The sequence below is a fragment of the Mycobacterium botniense genome (assembly GCF_010723305.1).
In the GTDB taxonomy this organism is placed as follows: domain Bacteria; phylum Actinomycetota; class Actinomycetes; order Mycobacteriales; family Mycobacteriaceae; genus Mycobacterium; species Mycobacterium botniense.
On the sequence record NZ_BLKW01000004.1, the window covers coordinates 1355277 to 1373853 of the forward strand.

Sequence of the window (18577 nt, forward strand, 5' to 3'; positions counted from 1 at the left end):
GTGGGGGCAAGCCTGCGCCTCACAGCCGGGTGTAGTGCTCGATGTCTTCGGAAAAGTCGGCCAGCGCAGCCTCGGTCAGTGACGGACGTGTCTCGTTGACCGCCGTCAGATAGTCGTTGGTGCAGGCGGGCTCGCCGCGGCGGAATTCGATCTCGCGCTCGAACCCGAACTGTGCGCCCTTGCGCGCGGCGAACTCGATATCGGCCGGGGTGAACATTTCCGTGGCAGCGACCAACGCCCCGACATCAACCGACTCCGCCGCCGGACCCAGATACCGAGTCCAGATCGCCGCTCGCGCCGTCGCATCCGGCGGTCCGATCGGAATGACGTAGTCGAATCGGCCTGGCCGCAGGAATGCCGAATCCAGCGAGCGCACCGAGTTCGTTGCGCAGATCAGTAGTCGGTTGTCGCGCTGACGAAACGCGGGAATCAACTTCAGCAGCTCGTTGGTGACGCCGTGCGCGGGATCGGACCGGCCCCCGGAACGTGAGCCGGCGACCTCCTCGACTTCGTCGATGAACACCACGACGGCGTCCAGCTCCATCAGCGTGGTGAACGCTTCACGCAACGCGGCCGCCATGGCCATGGCCGGGGTCGCCAATCGTGACGGGAACAGTTCGACGAACGGCCATCCGAGCCGGCCGGCGACCGCTTTGGCGAAACTGGTTTTGCCGGTACCCGGGGGGCCGAACAGAATCACCGCTTGAGGTGGTGAGACCCCGTACCGCTGAGCGGCGTCCGGCTCTGTCAGCGGCAACACGATTCGCCGGTCAATGATCTGCTTTTCGGATTCCATCCCCGCCATCGCCTGCCACAGGCCCCGTGGCATGGCCTGTGCGCCGAGTTCGGCCAGCAGACCGGCGTCCGAGGCGCCGCTATGGTCGACCTTTTCAAAAAACACCAGCTCACCACGCTCGTGGTAGCCCGAGTTGCGCAGCGCGGTCGTCCCGGCGCCTCCGGGAGGCAGCAGCGCACCGATCCGCCGGACGCCCAGGCTGCGTAGCCGGGTTTCCAACTCGCCGAGCAGTGCGCTGCCGATCCCTCGATTCCGCCACCGGCTACTCAGCCCCACCGTCACGATCCATGCCCGTTCACCCTGGAACTGGGCGACCGCGATACCGGCCAGCTCGTCACCGACCACGGCGACCACCGCGGGCTGCCCCGACCTGGCCGCCGCCACCACCTCGGAGACCGCGAAGACCGGCGAAGGCTCACCGGGATGACGGCTTTGATCCCACACCGAAATCGCCTGGTCCAAGTCGTCGGCGTGAAAGTCGCGAAGCCGCCACGGGGGCATGCGTACACGCTGCACAGCAGCTGAGCCGAGCGGACCACCCCCGCGGGTGGTCACAGGGGGGACTCGCCGGCCTGCGCATCACGTAAACTGCTGGTGCTGTGCATTCTCGCCGCTGTGCGCAGCCGTCCGCCGCCCTGATGCGGTCGGTCGGCGAGGTGAGCGGTTGAGCGGCCCGTGACCGTGCGGATCGGCACCTCCGGCTGGTCGTATGACCATTGGGCCGGCGTGCTCTACCCGCCGGGTTTGTCCACGGCGCGCCGGCTTGCCCGCTACGCCGAGGTGTTCAACACCGTAGAGCTCAATTCCAGTTTCTATCGGTGGCCCACCGAATCACGCTTCGCCGGGTGGCGCAACCAGCTGCCGGAGGGGTTCACCATGTCGGTCAAGGCTCATCGCGGGCTCACACACTACCGTCGGCTGGCTTCCCCCGAACCCTGGGTGCAGCGATTCGAACGATGCTGGCGCACCTTAGGTGATCGCTGCGGGGTGCTGCTGGTGCAGCTGCATCCCGGGCAGCACCGTGACGACGCCCGCCTCGACTACTTTCTGAGTTGTCTGCCTGCGTGGATCCGGGTTGCTGTCGAACTGCGCCACCCGTCGTGGAACGATCCGGCGGTCTATGCGCTGCTGGAACGCCGCCGGGCAGCCTATGTCGTGATGAGTGGTGCAGGTCTGCCCTGCGTCCCGCGTACCACGACCGATCTGGTGTATGTCCGGATGCACGGTCCCGACCCCGCTGAAATGTACACCGGATCCTATTCCGCCGACGAGTTGCGCCGATGGGCCGACCGGATTGCCCGCTGGCGTGCCGAAGGTAAGGACGTCTGGGTGTATTTCAATAATGACCCGCACGGCCACGCTGTCCGCAATGCCCTGGCGCTGCGCCAGCTGTTGAGTTGAGCGCCGAGTAGTCTGAAGCCAAGCCCTGCGCCGCGGTGCCGCACCCACGGGCCCGGCTTGTGTGTCAATACCGCAGAACGGAGCATCCGCCATGTCAATCTCGACCACAATCGTCATCGCCGGTGGTGGGCTTGCGGGGGCTAAAGCTGCAGAAGCGCTGCGCGACAATGATTTCGACGGAAGCATCGTGCTCTTCGCCGACGAGGAACACCTGCCCTACGAGCGGCCGCCGCTGTCCAAGGAATTCTTGGCCGGCAAGAAATCGTTACCCGACTTCACCGTGCACGACTCAGCCTGGTATCGCGACCATGACATTGACCTGCGGCTGGGCACGGGTGTTACTTCGGTCGACCCGTCCGCGCACGTGGTCGGCGTCGCCGACGGCGGCACCGTCAGATACGACAAGCTGTTGTTGGCCACCGGATCGCGGCCCCGGCGCCCACCCATATCCGGTGCCGATGCCGACAGTCTTTACTACCTGCGTACATTCGACGATGCTCAGCGGCTGAATTCTGCTTTGGGTCAAGCATCTTCGCTCGCGGTGGTGGGTGCAGGCTGGATTGGCCTCGAAGTCGCTGCCAGCGCCCGTCAGCGCGGCGTGGACGTCACCGTAGTCGAAACCACCCGACAACCGTTGATGACTGCACTCGGTGAAGAAGTCGGCGCCATATTCGCCGGGCTGCACCGCGACCACGGTGTGGACCTGCGGCTCGGCGTGCAGGTCGACGAGATCTTTTCCGCCGACGACAAGTCCACCGGTCTACGGCTGCGTGACGGCTCGACGGTCATTGCCGACATTGTGCTGGTGGCGGTGGGTGCGCACACCAACATCGAACTCGCCGAGCGAGCCGGTTTATCGGTGCGCGACGGCGGCGTGCTGGTCGACACATCGCTGCGCACCAGCGATACCGACATCTACGCCGTCGGCGACATCGCCGCCGCCGATCACCCGCTGTTCGGCACCCGCATCCGAACCGAGCACTGGGCCAATGCACTGAAGCAGCCCGCTGTCGCGGCAGCCGGGATGCTCGGCAGGCCAGCCGAATACGCGGAACTGCCCTATTTCTTCACCGACCAGTACGAGCTGGGGATGGAATATGTCGGACACGCTCCCGGCTATCAGCGGGTAGTGCTCCGCGGTGACGTCGCCGGCCGCGAGTTCGTCGCCTTCTGGCTCGACGGCGACAACCGGGTGCTGGCCGGGATGAACGTCAACGTCTGGGACGTGCTCGACGACGTCAAAAACCTGATCCGCTCGCAACGCCCCGTGGACACCGACCGGCTGGCTGACCCGCAGACGCCGCTCTCGGAATTACTGCGCTGACTTCAGGCGCATGCTCAGCCAGCGGCGGGACAGCGGCTCACGGGAACCCAGCCCCGGTTGATGACACCGGGCAACCGCAGCGCCTGTAGACGCTCCCGTTCCGCGCGTCGGCGTTTCACCCGCAACCGGGCATCAGCCGGCATGGCCAAAAGTTCCTCGCAGGTCAGGTAGTACACGTCATCGAGCGTATCGATGACGTCCGCACACGCGTGTCGAGACCCCAGCTCGCGCAGTGCCGTTCTGAGTTCATTGGTGAACCGCATCGTCGCGTCACGGGCCAGTTCTCGGGATGCGACACAGTTGGTCGCCAACCGTCCCGGCAGTGTCGACCGCTCCGGAGCGCCCAGCGGGGGCAGCGCCGCTGCGGAGTGCGCCGCGGCCGCCAGCAGCATCAGCGGATCGTCGCCGAATGTCGGATTGGCGAGCTCCACTTCCCCGGGCCCCCGGTGCCCGACCCGGGTGAGGGTGGCGTCGACAGCCGCCGCGGCCGCCGGGGACCGGGCACGGATGCTGCCGAGGTCGCCGGCGCGCGCCATCGCCGCCAGTCGCGGGTCGGCGCGCAGGATTTCCGCCAGCGGCGCGATCTCAGCGTCCACCCGACTGCTTTCCACGATGGCGCTGATGCCCGGAACGGAGTTGATCTGGCCGGTGCGGCTGTGCCGGAGCGCTGCCGCCGTGACACCGGAGTCGATCACCCACAGCGCCGTCATAATCCAGCCCTGGTGGATGCGGTCGCGCAACATCCGAATCCGTGTCTGCAGCCCGGCATCGGTCAGAGCGGCCAGCTGGGCCGGATCGAGGTGTTCGGCGATCGCTGCCGTGCTGTAGGCCCGCGTGTCAGCCTTGAGATGCCGCAACACCATGAGAGCGCGTGCCACAATCCGGGGCTTGGCGAGCGGCCCGCGTAGTCGGCCCGCTCGCGGTGAACAATCCCAAGGCACGACAGGAGTCTGTGGTTGTCCGTTGCAGGCCTGCTGGGCGATAGCGTGCAGATCCCACCCGGGCAACTGGGAGGCGGCGACCATGTTGACTGACACCCCGGCGTAGAGCCGATGACCGAACACCGCGAGGGCTCTGCTCCCCCACTCGTTGGCGACCACAGTGTCCAGCGCCATCACCTGACCCATCACCCGAGCCGCCGCGCGCAGGCCGGATACCTGGACATCCAGCGTCATCGGGGTCAGCGGCTCGGGCAGCGCCCGATTCAGACCTGTACAGCTGAAGGTCGGGAATCGGGGGTCGATTCGGTCGTCGAACTCGCCTTCCAGCCCGTCGGGTGCTGCACAGTGCAGGGGCATGCCGTCGGATGGCGCCAACCGCGGTGTCACCTCGGCCGGTAACGACACATGGCCGCGCACGCTGACCGCGCCGGCTGCGCTGAGCCTTCGCCCAGCGAGTCCACGGGCGGTGTCCGCCACCGCCTGCGACGCTGTCCAGCCGAAGTCGAACACCCAACGCTCTTGCACCGCAGCAAGGTCCATGTCAGGTGTCAGCCCTGTCCAGCTGCGAATACCTTGGAGCCGCGGTCTCGGGTTAACTGAGCGCAGCAGCCGCCAGGCCGTGAACGTGTTCGTCGCGTCGGGCGGCGCCACATCGACGGCACCGGTGCGGTTGGTATTGACCGCCAACACCAGAAAACGGACCAGATCATCAACATGGAGCAGCCGCACCGGCTGCGGTGACACCCTGGCGCGCAGCAGGGTAGCCACGGTACGGCACACCATCCAGTCGAGTTGCCGGCCCATCAGCGGTGCTGCCCGGACGATCAGGCTCGGCGCCCATCCGGTGGACACCAGCATCTCGGCGTGCCGGTAGAGCGACGGATGCCCGGCAGCGTGGGATAAAAAAAGCAGCCGGGCACCTGCCCGAGCCGCCGCATGGGTCACGTGGACAACACCGTTGATGCCTGCACTGCCCGGGGCGTCATTATCGATTGGGGCGAGATGGATGACCACATCGGCCTCGTCCGCCAGATGCTGAAGCACCGGGTCGCGCAGCGATGTGCACACAAAGTTGACGTCCGGATCCAGGCAGCGATGCCCATACGGTGCGATACCGCTGACCATGTGCCCCGCTGCCACAAGCTGCCGTGCGACTGATCGCCCGACCACCCCAGTGACACCTGTGATGAGGATCCGCATCGCGTTTCCTACCTCCCCCGGTGCTTACCTCGACAATAGGCACATTGGTGTGGTTGTGCGGGGCTTCGCACATGTAGCTGAGAACTGGGCTGGTCGCCGCGCCTCACGCCGGGCCGGTGATCACTGCAAGGTGGCGGTCCCGTCCGGGTTGACCGCGACCTTGGCGCCGGCGATGTCCTCGCGCACGGTCACAGCCGCTGATGCGGGATCGGCGATCAGCGCCAGAGTGCGCGAGTCCTCTGGTGTCCGTACCGCCAGGAAAGCCTTCTCCGGTTGTCCGTCCCGATTGAACGGGGCCGTCCATGATTCAACCATGCCGACCCCATCCCACTCGATGACGGCCTGGCGGGTGGGCTCCCGGTCGATGGCCGGCTGAACGTCTTCCCAACGGAATTCCGACGGTGGCCGGGTGCCGTAAACGCCGACGCTGTGTTTCGTTAGGTAGCCGCCGTTGGCGGTTATCAAGCCATACCGGCCGGGGTGGCTCACCAGCAATTCAGCCATGGTGGCGATGGAGTGGGTGACGTAATTGCTCCACGGGCCGCCGGCGAAGGTCAATCCGCCGGTCACCGTCAGCGGCCGGACCGGATCGTCGACCGCCAGGCCGAGCTCGGCCGCGGCGATCTGCACCGCGGAGGGAAAGCACGAGTACAGGTCAACGTAGTCGATGTCATCGATACCCAGTCCGGCCAGTTCCAGCGCACGGGCTCCGGCGATGCGGATGGCCGCAGAGCGGTGCAGCTCGTCGCGCTCGGCGATGGCGTAGGTGTCGTGCCCGTCGGTGCCGGCGTACGGGTAGACCCAACGGTCGCTGGGAATCTGCAGGCGAACCGCCGTCTCGACCGATGTCAAGACCAGCGCCGCGGCCTGGTCGACCATGTTGTTGGAGTTCATCAGTTTGGTATAGGGCCAGCTGATCACCCGGTTGGCAGGGCTGGGCTGCCAGATCTCCTCGGCGGTGAGGGGTTGGCGAATCCAGGCATGCGGATTGTTCACCGCGACGGCGTTGAACCGCGCCCACAGTTCGCCGATACGCCTGCGGTGATCCTCAATCGGCTCACCGGCCGCTATGCGCAGTGCCTGCTCGAACATCGGGTATACGTATGCGGGCCGGTCCAGGCCGATCCGCAGCTCAGCCGGCCCGGCCAGCGGCACGTCATCGTCGGCAACGTCGGCCATCGGAACCGACTTGTCCTGACGCGTCCACGCCAGTTTGCCGCCGCGGGCCCGCAGCTGCATCTTGGTGCGCCACGTTTCGGCGCCGGCAATCAGTACTACTCCGGCGCGCCCGTCCTGGATGTCCCGGCATGCCCGGTTGACCAGCGCCTGCGGCACGTTGCCGCCCACACCGCTGTATCCGGTGGCGGGACTGTCGGCACCGATGCGCTGCCCCAGCAGCAGCCCGGGATCGCGATAATGCGCTGAAAGCAGGTTCACCACGCGGATCGTGTCGACAGCTTCCAGCACCCGCGGCTCGGCGGCGTGGCGGGCCGCGGCGGCCATCAGATCGACCGGTTCCAGATAAGCCGTCTCGTCACGCTGGTTGACTTGGCCGTAGCCGACCAGCACCGGTGTCTTCGGATCTGTTGGCATGGGCTCACCTTCCGTGACTCTGGCAACGCAGCGACACACCTCGAACGTAACCCGGCGCCACCTCAGGCCCTAGCGCCCGTCCCGGGCGCTCGACCCGCACGGGTGTGACCGGCGTGGTGTTTGGCGGAGCGCCCATCCTGCTCAGTGCGCTCTCGGCGACGGATTCCTGCCGGTCACGTGAGTTCAGTCACATCGGCATTGTGCTCGTGCCAAGCGGTGTTTACGGGGGCGCGCACAATGAGCCAAATGAGCCAGATGAACGCAGATACCCTTGCACCGGTGCCGGCAGTCCTATCCGAGCGCGAACTCGCCCTCATCGACGCCTACTGGCGAGCCGCCAACTATCTGTCGGTCGGCCAGATCTACCTGCTGGACAACCCGCTGTTGACCGAACCGCTGGCAGCGGAGCACGTCAAACCCCGGTTGTTGGGGCACTGGGGCACTACCCCGGGGCTGAACCTGATCTATGCCCACCTGAACCGCATCATCGGCAACCGCGACGCCAACATCATCTACATCACCGGACCCGGTCACGGCGGACCCGGACTCGTCGCCAACGCTTATCTGGAAGGCACCTACAGCGAGGTCTACACCGGGATCGGGGAAGACGCCGAAGGACTGCGCAAGCTGTTCCGGCAGTTCTCCTTTCCCGGCGGAATCCCCAGCCATGTTGCTGCCCAGACACCAGGTTCGATTCATGAGGGAGGTGAGCTCGGCTACGCACTTGTGCACGCCTACGGCGCCGCGTTTGACAATCCCGACCTGGTGGTGGCCTGTGTGATTGGTGACGGCGAAGCCGAAACCGGTCCGCTGGCCGCTGGCTGGCACTCCAACAAATTCCTCAACCCGGTGCGTGATGGGGCTGTGCTGCCGATCTTGCACCTTAACGGGTACAAGATCGCCAACCCGACTGTGCTGGCCCGCCTGCCGTACGCGGAGTTGGAGTCGCTGCTGCGTGGTTACGGCTACCGGCCCATCACCGTCGCCGGTGATGAGCCCGCCAGCGTACACCAGCAGTTGGCCGCTGCATTTGACGAAGCGTTCGACGATATCGAGGCGATCCAACGTGCCGCGCGCAGCGGCGAGCGCAGGGAGCGACCGGTGTGGCCGATGATCGTGCTCCGCACCCCGAAAGGCTGGACCGGTCCGGCGGTAGTCGACGGCAACCAGGTTGAAGGCACCTGGCGATCACATCAGGTGCCGCTCGCCGAAACGCGTGACAACCCCGCGCACCGCAAGCAACTTGAACAGTGGTTGCGCAGTTACCGGCCCCGGGAACTGTTCGACGACAACGGCAAACTGCGGCCCGAACTTCGGGCGCTGGCACCCACGGGTGATCGCCGGATGAGCGCGAACCCGCACGCCAACGGCGGGCTGCTGCTGCGCGACCTGGATCTGCCTGATTTTCGGGACTATGCGGTGCCGGTGTCTCGCCCGGCAACCGAAACACACGAAGCCACTAGGGTATTGGGCAGATATCTGCGGGATGTCATCCGTCGTAACCCGGACCGGTTCCGTCTGATGGGTCCCGATGAAACCGCGTCAAACCGGCTCGGTGCGGTGTTCGAGGCGACGGACCGAACGTGGTTGGCTGACACAGTCGACGGTGATGATCATCTCTCGGCCGAGGGGCGAGTGATGGAAGTGTTGTCCGAGCACTTGTGTCAGGGGTGGTTGGAGGGCTATCTGTTAACCGGTCGCCACGGTGTATTCAACTGCTACGAAGCATTTGTGCACATCGTCGACTCGATGTTCAATCAACACGCGAAATGGCTTTCTACCAGTAGGGAATTGCCGTGGCGGCGACCGATCGCGTCGCTGAACTACCTGCTCACGTCTCATGTGTGGCGCCAGGATCACAACGGGGCGTCGCATCAGGACCCGGGATTCATTGATCTCGTCGCCAACAAGCGCCCCGAGGTGGTGCGTGTCTATCTTGCGCCGGACGGCAACACGCTGCTGTCGGTGATGGATCACTGCCTGCGCAGCCGCGACTATGTCAACGTCATCGTGGCCGGCAAACAGCCTGCACTGGCCTACCTCGACATCGACTCCGCGATCGCGCACTGCAGCCGCGGGCTGGGCATCTGGCAGTGGGCGAGCACGGCGACCGGTGAACCCGACGTGGTGCTGGCCTGTGCCGGAGACATCCCGACGCTGGAAACACTGGCCGCCGCCGACATCCTGCGACGCGAACTGCCCGATCTGGCAGTGCGGGTGGTCAACGTCGTCGACATTATGCGCCTGCAACCGCCATCAGAGCACCCGCATGGCTTGCCGGACAAGGAGTTTGACGCGTTGTTCACGTCTGACAAACCGGTTATCTTCGCGTATCACGGCTACCCCTGGCTGATCCACCGGCTGACGTATCGGCGCACCAATCACCATCAGATTCATGTGCGCGGCTTCAAGGAACGCGGGACCACAACGACACCGTTCGACATGGTGATGCTCAACGACCTGGACCGCTTTCATCTGGTGATCGATGTCATCGACCGGGTGCCGGGGCTGGCCTCGCGCGCTGCGGTTCTTCGTCAGCGGATGGTCGACGCTCGTCTTGCCGCGCGCAGTTACACCCGCGAACACGGTGAAGATGACCCCCAAATTTCAGGGTGGGCCTGGGGAGTCGAGTGAGCGGAACAACGTGACGGGAACGAGACAACTCGTCGGTGTGGGTAACATACCTTGAAATACCTTGTGACCAGGGTGCAATGGTAAGTGAACCGCACCCGCTGATGTGGCAGCTCTCGGCGCTGCACCGGTTCAGAACCGACGTCGACGTCGCAGTTGTCGTCGTGGTCCTGGAGCTGGCAAACCTGATTGCGCATTTCACCACCGCATGGGCGGGTATCGCGACGTAGCCGCGGCAGCAATCGGGTTGGTAATCCTGTTGCAGTGCAATGGTTTAGAGTGCACTGAGCTGGGCCTGGTCCGTGAGCACCGGAAATCCGGGATGGGCTGTACTCACCCTTAATACTCACTACGCAACGCTGTCAGGGGCGCTGATCGCCTCACTGCTGATTATTGCGCTACACACCGTCATACCCGGGGAGCTGGTGTTTCGCAGCACCGCAAGGGGCGCTGCAACGAGCCTGGGGATTTCGCGGTGTCGCTGGGGCGGGTTCGTTGCTTTTCGGGCTCTGGCACATCGCCGCATCGTTGGGACTGACCCGCCGCAACGTCGGCTTCACGCGGGTATTCGGCGGCGGGACCGTCGGGGCGCTGGCCGCCGCCGTGGTGTGGCACCTGACCACCTGAGCGGCGGGATTGGGTGGCCCAGATTCACCGCCAACTCACAGCTACCGATACGAACGGCAGGGGGTTCGTGGGTTAATTTGATCGGCGGCCGTTGTGAATGAGGAGGTTATGTGGGCCGCACGCACCGGATCGTGGATTGGAATCCCGAGGACGTTGTGGCATGGGAGGCCGGCAATAAGAAAATTGCGCGGCGCAACCTGCTGTGCATGATGGCTTCCGACCACGTCGCTTTCTCGATCTGGGCTCTCTGGTCGGTAATGGTGCTGTTCATGCCGCAATCGGTATACGGATTTTCGCCGGCCGATAAACTGCTGCTGGGGGCGACCGCGACGCTGTCGGGCGCCTGCCTGCGTATCCCCTACACGTTGGGCATCGCGACCTTCGGTGGCCGCACCTGGACGACGTTTTCGGCGTTGGTGCTGCTCATTCCCACCGTCGGAACCATCGTGCTGCTGGCAAACCCCGGTCTGCCGTTGTGGGCTTATCTGATTTGTGCGGCACTGACCGGATGTGGCGGCGCCAACTACGCGGCGTCGATGGCTAATGTCAACGCGTTTTACCCGCAACGGCTCAAAGGCTGGGCCCTGGGGGTCAGCGCCGGCATCGGTAACCTCGGGGTGGCGATCGTTCAGGTGGTCGGCCTGGTGGTACTCGCAATCGCCGGTAATCGCCAGCCCTACTGGGTCTGTGCGGTCTACCTGGTGCTGCTGGCGGTCGTCGCGATCGCGGCTGCGCTGCTGATGGACAACTTGGAGCACGGCATCGAGGTGACCACCATGCGCTCGGTCATGGGCGTGCCTGATACCTGGGTGCTCGCGCTGCTTTACGTCGGTGCCTTCGGCACGTTTATCGGGTTCTCCTTCGCGTTCGGCCAGGTGTTACAGGTCAATTTTGTTGAGGGTGGGCAAAGCGCCGCGCAAGCATCACTGCACGCCGCCGAATTCGCGTTCATCGGGCCGCTGCTGGGCTCGCTGGCCCGCATCTACGGCGGGCGGCTGGCTGATCGCTTCGGCGGGAGCCGTGTCACTCTGGCGGTCTTCATCGGCATGATCGGCGCAACGGGTGCGCTGGCCGGCGTCAGCACTCACGATGACCACACCCCGGGGCCCACCACGACGGCCACGATCGTCAGCTATATTGTCTGCCTCATCGTTTTGTTCGTCTTGGCAGGACTCGGCAAAGGGTCGGTGTTCAAGATGATCCCGGCGGTCATCGAAGCGCGCAGTCACACGCAGGGCTTCAGCGAACCCGAACGCCGCCACTGGTCCCGCAATATGTCAGGTGCGCTGCTCGGGTTTGCCGCCGCAACCGGCGCCTTCGGCGGGGTCGGAATCGACCTCGTGCTACGGCAGTCCTACCAGAGCACCGGGTCAGAAACAGCGGCGTTCTGGGTTTTCCTGGCGTTGTATTGTGTCGCGGCGCTGGTCACGTGGTGGATGTACGTGCGTCGTCCCTTCGCGGTCTGGCCGGTTACCGCCGCGGGGATCGGTCAGCGGTCCGCGTCGCTATCCGCGCCCGGCGATGCCGGCGGGTTAGCGCAGCCGGCGGTAGCGGGGCGGATCGACCCCTGACCCGGCTACGCGCCCTGACCCCCGGCTACCCCGGCTACGCGCACCGAAGGTGCTGCCGGTCGTCACACACCGGGGGCGGCTGGATCTTCCGCTCTGCTCGGCAGGTTTTTGACCGCCGGCGGGTCATTCTCGGTGAGTCCGACTTTCGACGCGCCGCCGGGTGAGCCGAGCTCGGCGAAAAAGTCGGCGTTGATCTGGGTGTACTCACCCCACTGCTCGGGCAGATCGTCTTCGTAGTAAATGGCCTCGACCGGGCAGACCGGCTCGCAGGCACCGCAGTCGACGCATTCATCAGGATGGATGTAGAGCATCCGGGCGCCCTCGTAGATGCAATCGACTGGGCATTCATCGATGCAGGTCTTGTCTTTGACGTCGACACAGGGTTCGGTAATCACGTAGGTCATCAGCATCTCCTTTCGTGCAGCGATCCGGGAGCCGGCACAGCCTGTTCGCGGGCGGCGATCAGCCGTGAGCGACTCGGAGTAGTTCCTCCAGGGTGGCCAGTTTGATTCGTGGCCGGCCGTGCGGTTGGCCGGCTTGGCGTTCGTGGCGGTCAATGACCTGCCAGTGGTCGGTGGTGACCAGTTGGGGTTGTCGGGTGGCCAGCCAGTGGGCGAGCTCCTCGGGGTGATCGAGCGGGAAGTTAGCGAGGTGCGCGGAGTCTTTGGCAGCGGCCAGGTCGTCCAGCAGGGTGTCGACGGTGTCTTGGGAGTCTTTTTTGTTGGTGCCGATCACACCGGTCGGACCGCGTTTGATCCAGCCGACGACATACTCATTGCGGCTGCCGGCGATGCGACCGTTGAGGTTGGGGATGGTGGCGGTTTTCTCATCGAACGGCAGCCCCGGGGTGGGCACGCCGCGGTAGCCCACGGAACGCACCACCAGCTGGGCCGGGAGCTCTTCACGTGCGCCGGTGTCTTTGGCCACCACACGCCCGCTATGGTCGGTGACCAGCTCGTTGCGGCCCAGCACGATGCGCTCGACTTTGCCGTTACCTTTGATCTCGATTGGGGAGGTGAAAAACCGGAAGACGATACGTCGATGGCCGGGGCTGGGTGTCCGGGCCGCGTAGTCGCGCAGCACCTTGATGTTCTGTTTGGCGGTTTTGCCCGCCGCCGCGGCGTCGTCGTCACTGATGCCCTCCAGCTGCGCGGGATCGACGACCACATCGACCCCGTCCAACTCGCCCAGTTCCCGCAGCTCCAAGGTGGTAAACGCGGTCTGCAAGGGGCCGCGCCGCCCGATGATCAGTACCTCCTCGATGCCGCGGGTCCGCAGCGCGGCCAATGCGTGATCGGCGATATCGGTGCCGGCGAGCACCTGAGGATCGGTCACCAGGATGCGTGCCACATCGAGGGCCACATTGCCATTGCCGACCACCACTGCCCTGCCCCCGGACAAATCCGGCGCCATGTGCACAAAATGCGGGTGCGCGTTGTACCACCCGACAAAATCCACTGCCGCGATACTGCCCGGCAGATCCTCGCCGGGAATATTGAGTGCGCGATCAGACTGCGCGCCGACGGCATAAATAACCGCGTCATAGCGCTCAGCCAGCTCGGCGGGCTGGACATGCTTGCCCACTACCACATTGCCGAAAAAACGAAAACGCCGATCCGCGGCGGTCTTTTCAAACTGTGCGCTGATCGACTTGATCTTCGGGTGATCCGGCGCTACCCCGGAACGCACCAGCCCCCATGGCGTAGGCAGCATCTCCAGCATGTCCACCGCAACGTCGAACCCACCGGAATCGGCGGCCTTCAACAACGACGCCGCCGCGAAAAACCCCGACGGCCCGGAACCGACAATCGCAACGTAGTACGGACGCATACTCACCGCCTCCTGTGGCGCTGACCAGTCTGGTGTTCGGTTTGATACACGCCGCGAACGCGCCGGCGCGACCTGTGCGCCGGTGTTTCGCTGGGTGGACCGGGCATACGTCCGATAGTTGTCGGTGTGCTGGGTTTGCAGTAGAGGCGTAGAGCTTGTGGAGTCACAAGAATCCCTTGTGTGGTCGTCTTGTGGTAGGACGCACGGATCGTATGGACGGCGCCTGCTCTCAACGGCTAGCAGAAACTTCGGGGCGCATGGGAGTGTGCTGCACATCAGCTGTGAAGCTGACCTGTTGTCACCCGCAACGGCATATTTGTCGCTGTAATGGGGTCGCGGCACGACTGGGCAGTCATCGGGCTGACGGCAGCACCCTTTATGATGAGAGTGTGAAACTGGTGCACTGCACACAAGGTTGATTTGTGACTTGAGCAAGTATGGCACTCAGCGCTCGCATGCCCGAACTTGCCTTGTTCGAAATGTTTCTGGCAATCGCCAAGACAGGTAGTTTGGGCGGCGCCGCCCGCGAGTTGGGATTGACCCAACAAGCTGTATCGGCACGGCTGGCCTCGATGGAGGCCCAGCTCGGGGTCCGCCTGGCTGTCCGGACGACGCGGGGCTCTACGCTGACCCCTGCGGGTGTCCTTGTCGCCGAGTGGGCCGCCCGCCTGGTTGAAGTTGCCCGCGAGGTCGATGCCGGCTTGGGGTCGCTGCGGGCCGAAAGTCGCCAGCGCATCAGGGTCGCGGCCAGCCAGACGATCGCTGAACAACTGATGCCTCACTGGCTTGTGTCGTTGCACGCCGCGGCTGCACAGCGGGGCAGCGCTGTCCCCGAGGTCATTCTCACCGCGACCAACAGTGACCACGCTATCGCCGCGGTACGCGATGGCACAGCGGACTTAGGTTTTGTCGAAAATCCCGGCTCGCCAAAGGGATTAGGCAGCTGCGTCGTGGCACACGACGAACTGGTGATCGTCGTGCCGCCGGACCACAAATGGGCTCGGCGGGCACGGGTGGTCAGCGCCGCTGAACTCGCGCAAACACCGCTGGTCACCCGTGAACCCCGCTCAGGTATACGCGATTCACTCACAGTGGCCTTACGCCAGGTGCTGGGCAGCGATATGCGTCAAGCACCCCCTGTACTCGAATTGACGTCAGCTGCTGCTATGCGCGCCGCTGTCCTCGCCGGCGCGGGACCGGCCGTGATGAGCCGGCTGGCAGTCGCCGATGATCTGGCGATCGGTCGGCTGCGGGCCGTTAGCGTCCCGGAGTTAAACCTGCGGCGGCAGTTGCGGGCCATCTGGGTTGGTGGGCGCACGCCGCCGGCGGGTGCAATACGAGATCTACTCAGCCACATCAGGACCCGCACCCCGGCAGCCCGCAAATAGCGTCATCCGGGCCGATGAGAGATCGTGCATGCAGCGTGATGGCGTGGGTCACGCCGCGGCTTGGTCAACCGAGGCCTGTGCGAAGCGGTCCAGCACGGTCTCGGCGACCAGTCGGTGCGCGCCGAGCGGTTGAGCCATGGCGATCCCGGTGTCGTGTGCGTAGCTCAACACCCGGTCGGTAATGCGTCCTGGTGCCAGGAACCACGGTGCGATAACGAGACGGCGGGCGCCGCGCCGCCGCAACTGGTTCACTCCCTCTGCGACCGAGGGCTGAGGCCCGGTGGCGAACGCCATCGTCGCACCGGCCCACCGCGTTCCTGCCGCAAGGCGGGCTGCCACCGTCGCGGTGCGCGCATTCACTGCGCCGTCCGACGAGCCGGTGGCGACCACGAGCACACCCAATCCTCGGTCGTGCGCCGTCACGCCCAACCCGGCCAGCCGTTCACGCAGCACCACCACCAGCCGATCGTCTTCGCCCAGCACGCTGGCCTGCCGCAGACCGGCCACCCCGGCACGTGCCATGTGTTGTGGAATGTCGACCCGGGCATGGTAGGCGCTGGCCAGGAGCAAGGGGGTGACAACAGCCCGGTGCGGATCCGGAAGCCCGGCCAGCACGTCCGCTAAGCGTGGTGAATTTTGTTCGAGGAACGCGATCCGCACGTCGAGCCCGGGCCGCATTGATTTGAGCCGACTGGCCACGGCGCGGACGTTGGCCGCAGACCTCGGATCCTTGCTGCCGTGCGCAGTGAGCACAAGGGTGTTCACGGGGCGTGCAACCCGCATTCGGTCTTCGCCTGACCTTGCCAGCGCCCGCTTCGCGGATCGGCGCCCGTCGCCGGTTTAGCCGTGCACGGAGCGCAGCCGATCGACGGATAACCTTCGTCGACAAGCGGATTGACCAGCACATTATTTTCGGCGATGTAATCGGCCATATCCTGGTCGGTCCACGTCGCAAGGGGGTTGACCTTCACCAGGTGGAATTTGTCGTCGAAGCTGACCAGCGGCGCGTTAGCGCGGGTGGGCGCCTCGCACCGACGCAGCCCGGTCACCCATGCGGAGTAGCCGCGAAGGGCTTTAGCCAGCGGGACGACTTTGCGCAGCCGGCAGCACTCGTTGGGATCACGGGCGAACAGGTCCTTGCCGAGCAGTTCGTCTTGCTCGGCCACCGTATGCTCAGGCGTGATATTGAGCAGATGGATGTCGTAGACAGCCTCGGCTGCGTCACGGGTGCCGATCGTTTCCGGGAAGTGGTAGCCGGTGTCGAGGAAGACCACCGGCACACCGGGGCGCACTTTGGACGCCAGCGACAGCAGTACGGCGTCTTGCATGTTAGAGGCCACTACCCAGTTACATGTCGCCCACCCGCGGGGTCCCTCGACACCACCGAAATGCTCGTCGGTCCAGCGCAGTATGTCAGTGGCGCTCGCCCCTTCAAGCTCCGCTGCACCGCGTTCTGCCAGTTCGCGTAGTTCCGCTTCGGTCAATTTGTTCGACTCCCGGGTCATCGTAGTTCTGCTTCGTCTGCTCGCATCGCCCACTGCGCGAACCGTTCTCCCTCATTGCGGTGTTTGAGAAAGTTGCGCACTACCCGGTCGATGTAATCACCAAGCTCGTGGCTGAGCACTTTGTGATGGCGCAGTTTCCGGCCGAAACCACTGTCCACTCCAAGGCCACCGCCCAGGTGCACCTGGAAACCCTCGACTGAACCACCTTCACCGTCGTCAACCATCTGACCCTTGAAGCCAATGTCGGCCACCTGGATTCGGGCACAGGAGTTTGGGCATCCGTTGACGTGCACGGTGATCGGCACATCGAGTTGGGCGTTGATGTCGTCGAGGCGGCGCTCCAGTTCGGGCACCAGTGTCTGGGCGCGCACGCGAGTTTCGGCGAACGACAGCTTGCAGAACTCGATCCCGGTGCAGGCCATGAGATTCCGACGCCAATGCGACGGCCGCGACGGCAACCCCAGCGCATCAAGGCCGGCCACCATCTCGTCGAGTTTGTCGTCGGGAACGTCCAAAATGACCAGCTTTTGATACGGAGTGAACCGCGCCCGATCCGATCCGGCCCGCTCCATGAGGTCGGCCACCGCGGACAGAATGGTTCCCGACACTCGTCCGGCAATGGGGGCCACACCGACCGCGTTGAGCCCGTTTTTCAGTCGCTGAACCCCGACATGGTCGATCGGGTGCGTGATCGGTTCGGGAGCCGGGCCGTCGATGAGCCGGCGGCCGAGATACTCCGTTTCCAGGACTTCCCGGAATTTCTCGATACCCCAGTCTTTGACCAAAAACTTCAGCCGGGCTTTGGAGCGCAGTCGCCGGTAACCGTAATCACGGAATATTTTCGTCACAGCTTCCCAGACGTCGGGCACCTCCTCGAGCGGCACCCACGCGCCAACCCGCTGGGCGAGCATCGGATTTGTCGACAGGCCACCACCGACCCACAGGTCCATCCCGGGGCCGTGCTCGGGATGATTGACGCCGATAAACGCGACGTCATGGGTCTCATGAGAGACGTCCTGCAGACCCGATATCGCCGTTTTGTACTTGCGGGGCAAGTTCGCATACTCAGGATTGCCCAAAAAGCGCCGCAGGATCTCCTCGATCGCTGGCGAAGGGTCGAGCACCTCCTGGAGTGATTCGCCGGCAAGCGGTGAACCGTGGATAGCGCGCGGGCAGTCACCGCAGGCCTCAGTCGTTTGCAAACCAACCGCGGCCAGACGCCGCCAGATCTCGGGAACGTTTTCGATCTCAATCCAGTGGAACTGCACGTTCTCCCGGTCACCGATATCGGCGGTGTCACGGGCGAACTCGGTTGAGATCTCCCCCAGTGTCCGCAGTGTCGCCACCGACATCGGCTTACCATCGGAGCGGACCCGCATCATAAAGTAACGGGCCTCGATGGTGTCGATGTGTTCGTCACCGGTCCAGGTGCCGTCATAACCCTGCTCGCGCTGGGTGTAGAGACCCATCCAGCGGAAGCGCCCACGTAAATCCGTTTTGTCGATGCTATCGAAACCCTGCTTGGCGTAGACGTTGATGATGCGGTCCCGGACATTCAGCGGCGCATCATCCTGCTTGAACTTCTCGTTGTCATTAAGCGGCTCGCGCTCACCGAGGGCCCACTGGCCTTCACTGCGAGTTTTGGTGGGTCGCGGTGCGCTCATGTCGCAATCCTCCTTAGCGACGGTCGCCGAGTAGCACCCATCAGCGGAAGGTGCCTCCCAGTAACGGCGACCGCTTGCCGGCACATGTGGGCAAGCCCACAACATC

Annotated in this window: 13 protein-coding genes and 1 pseudogene; 6 read left to right on the plus strand and 8 right to left on the minus strand. The window is 64.6% G+C overall.

Going from position 1 to position 18577, the window contains the following annotated elements; translation table 11 throughout:
- Nucleotides 1-19: 19 nt before the first annotated feature.
- Nucleotides 20-1297, minus strand: a complete 1278-nt coding sequence (locus tag G6N08_RS16300; RefSeq protein ID WP_163758964.1) for an ATP-binding protein — start codon at nt 1295-1297, stop codon at nt 20-22.
- A 174-nt stretch (nt 1298-1471) separates the two neighbouring features.
- On the opposite strand from G6N08_RS16300, the gene G6N08_RS16305 reads away from it, so the two are divergent.
- Together G6N08_RS16305 and G6N08_RS16310 are read left to right on the plus strand one after the other, a co-directional pair.
- The gene (locus G6N08_RS16305) at nt 1472-2197 is read left to right on the plus strand and encodes a DUF72 domain-containing protein (protein ID WP_163758966.1); all 726 of its coding nucleotides are present in this window, start codon (nt 1472-1474) and stop codon (nt 2195-2197) included.
- Between the two features lie 91 nt (nt 2198-2288).
- Nucleotides 2289-3521 carry an NAD(P)/FAD-dependent oxidoreductase gene (locus tag G6N08_RS16310; RefSeq protein WP_163758968.1) on the plus strand — a complete coding sequence of 411 codons (1233 nt, stop codon included), beginning with the start codon at nt 2289-2291 and terminating at the stop codon, nt 3519-3521.
- A gap of 14 nt (nt 3522-3535) precedes the next feature.
- Here the strand turns inward: G6N08_RS16310 and G6N08_RS16315 are convergent, their stop codons facing one another.
- Together G6N08_RS16315 and G6N08_RS16320 are read right to left on the minus strand one after the other, a co-directional pair.
- Nucleotides 3536-5662 carry an NAD-dependent epimerase/dehydratase family protein gene (locus tag G6N08_RS16315; RefSeq protein WP_163758969.1) on the minus strand — a complete coding sequence of 709 codons (2127 nt, stop codon included), beginning with the start codon at nt 5660-5662 and terminating at the stop codon, nt 3536-3538.
- 120 nt (nt 5663-5782) lie between these two features.
- Nucleotides 5783-7255 carry an acetyl-CoA acetyltransferase gene (locus G6N08_RS16320; RefSeq protein WP_163758970.1) on the minus strand — a complete coding sequence of 491 codons (1473 nt, stop codon included), beginning with the start codon at nt 7253-7255 and terminating at the stop codon, nt 5783-5785.
- A gap of 255 nt (nt 7256-7510) precedes the next feature.
- Between G6N08_RS16320 and G6N08_RS16325 the strand changes: the two genes are divergently transcribed.
- The 3 genes and pseudogenes from G6N08_RS16325 to G6N08_RS16335 all read left to right on the plus strand — a co-directional run bounded on the left by G6N08_RS16325 (nt 7511) and on the right by G6N08_RS16335 (nt 12084).
- Nucleotides 7511-9889, plus strand: a complete 2379-nt coding sequence (locus G6N08_RS16325; RefSeq protein ID WP_163760761.1) for a phosphoketolase family protein — start codon at nt 7511-7513, stop codon at nt 9887-9889.
- 101 nt (nt 9890-9990) lie between these two features.
- Nucleotides 9991-10492: pseudogene (locus G6N08_RS16330) on the plus strand (CPBP family glutamic-type intramembrane protease); the annotation flags it as partial.
- A 131-nt stretch (nt 10493-10623) separates the two neighbouring features.
- Nucleotides 10624-12084: a nitrate/nitrite transporter gene (locus G6N08_RS16335; protein ID WP_163758971.1), complete on the plus strand. Its 1461-nt coding sequence runs from the start codon at nt 10624-10626 to the stop codon at nt 12082-12084.
- Between the two features lie 62 nt (nt 12085-12146).
- Here G6N08_RS16335 and fdxA read toward each other — a convergent pair whose 3' ends face one another.
- Nucleotides 12147-12488, minus strand: a complete 342-nt coding sequence (fdxA, locus tag G6N08_RS16340) for a ferredoxin (RefSeq protein ID WP_163758972.1) — start codon at nt 12486-12488, stop codon at nt 12147-12149.
- Nucleotides 12489-12546: 58 nt separating this feature from the next.
- Nucleotides 12547-13914 (minus strand): FAD-dependent oxidoreductase, encoded by a 1368-nt coding sequence (locus tag G6N08_RS16345; RefSeq protein ID WP_163760766.1) that lies wholly within the window; start codon nt 13912-13914, stop codon nt 12547-12549.
- Between the two features lie 437 nt (nt 13915-14351).
- Here G6N08_RS16345 and G6N08_RS16350 point away from each other — a divergent pair, with 437 nt between their 5' ends.
- Nucleotides 14352-15302, plus strand: a complete 951-nt coding sequence (locus tag G6N08_RS16350; RefSeq protein ID WP_163758973.1) for a LysR family transcriptional regulator — start codon at nt 14352-14354, stop codon at nt 15300-15302.
- A gap of 48 nt (nt 15303-15350) precedes the next feature.
- On the opposite strand, the gene G6N08_RS16355 is transcribed toward G6N08_RS16350, so the two are convergent.
- From G6N08_RS16355 to G6N08_RS16365, 3 genes are read right to left on the minus strand one after another with little or no spacing between them, the layout of a single operon-like run.
- Nucleotides 15351-16067 (minus strand): sirohydrochlorin chelatase, encoded by a 717-nt coding sequence (locus tag G6N08_RS16355; RefSeq protein ID WP_163758974.1) that lies wholly within the window; start codon nt 16065-16067, stop codon nt 15351-15353.
- Nucleotides 16064-16807: a phosphoadenylyl-sulfate reductase gene (locus G6N08_RS16360; RefSeq protein WP_163758975.1), complete on the minus strand. Its 744-nt coding sequence runs from the start codon at nt 16805-16807 to the stop codon at nt 16064-16066. The genes G6N08_RS16355 and G6N08_RS16360 overlap by 4 nt, the downstream gene beginning before the upstream one ends.
- A complete protein-coding gene (locus tag G6N08_RS16365) occupies nt 16804-18471 on the minus strand; it encodes a nitrite/sulfite reductase (RefSeq protein ID WP_163758977.1) in 1668 nt (555 codons plus the stop codon). The genes G6N08_RS16360 and G6N08_RS16365 overlap by 4 nt, the downstream gene beginning before the upstream one ends.
- Nucleotides 18472-18577: the final 106 nt, after the last annotated feature.

Bases quoted from the DNA above. Each gene is read 5' to 3' on its own strand.
- G6N08_RS16300 (WP_163758964.1), bottom strand. From the start codon at position 1,297: ATGCCCCCGTGGCGGCTTCGCGACTTTCACGCCGACGACTTGGACCAG.
- G6N08_RS16310 (WP_163758968.1), top strand. From the start codon at position 2,289: ATGTCAATCTCGACCACAATCGTCATCGCCGGTGGTGGGCTTGCGGGG.
- G6N08_RS16315 (WP_163758969.1), bottom strand. From the start codon at position 5,662: ATGCGGATCCTCATCACAGGTGTCACTGGGGTGGTCGGGCGATCAGTC.
- G6N08_RS16320 (WP_163758970.1), bottom strand. From the start codon at position 7,255: ATGCCAACAGATCCGAAGACACCGGTGCTGGTCGGCTACGGCCAAGTC.
- G6N08_RS16325 (WP_163760761.1), top strand. From the start codon at position 7,511: ATGAACGCAGATACCCTTGCACCGGTGCCGGCAGTCCTATCCGAGCGC.
- fdxA (WP_163758972.1), bottom strand. From the start codon at position 12,488: ATGACCTACGTGATTACCGAACCCTGTGTCGACGTCAAAGACAAGACC.
- G6N08_RS16345 (WP_163760766.1), bottom strand. From the start codon at position 13,914: ATGCGTCCGTACTACGTTGCGATTGTCGGTTCCGGGCCGTCGGGGTTT.
- G6N08_RS16350 (WP_163758973.1), top strand. From the start codon at position 14,352: ATGGCACTCAGCGCTCGCATGCCCGAACTTGCCTTGTTCGAAATGTTT.
- G6N08_RS16360 (WP_163758975.1), bottom strand. From the start codon at position 16,807: ATGACCCGGGAGTCGAACAAATTGACCGAAGCGGAACTACGCGAACTG.
- G6N08_RS16365 (WP_163758977.1), bottom strand. From the start codon at position 18,471: ATGAGCGCACCGCGACCCACCAAAACTCGCAGTGAAGGCCAGTGGGCC.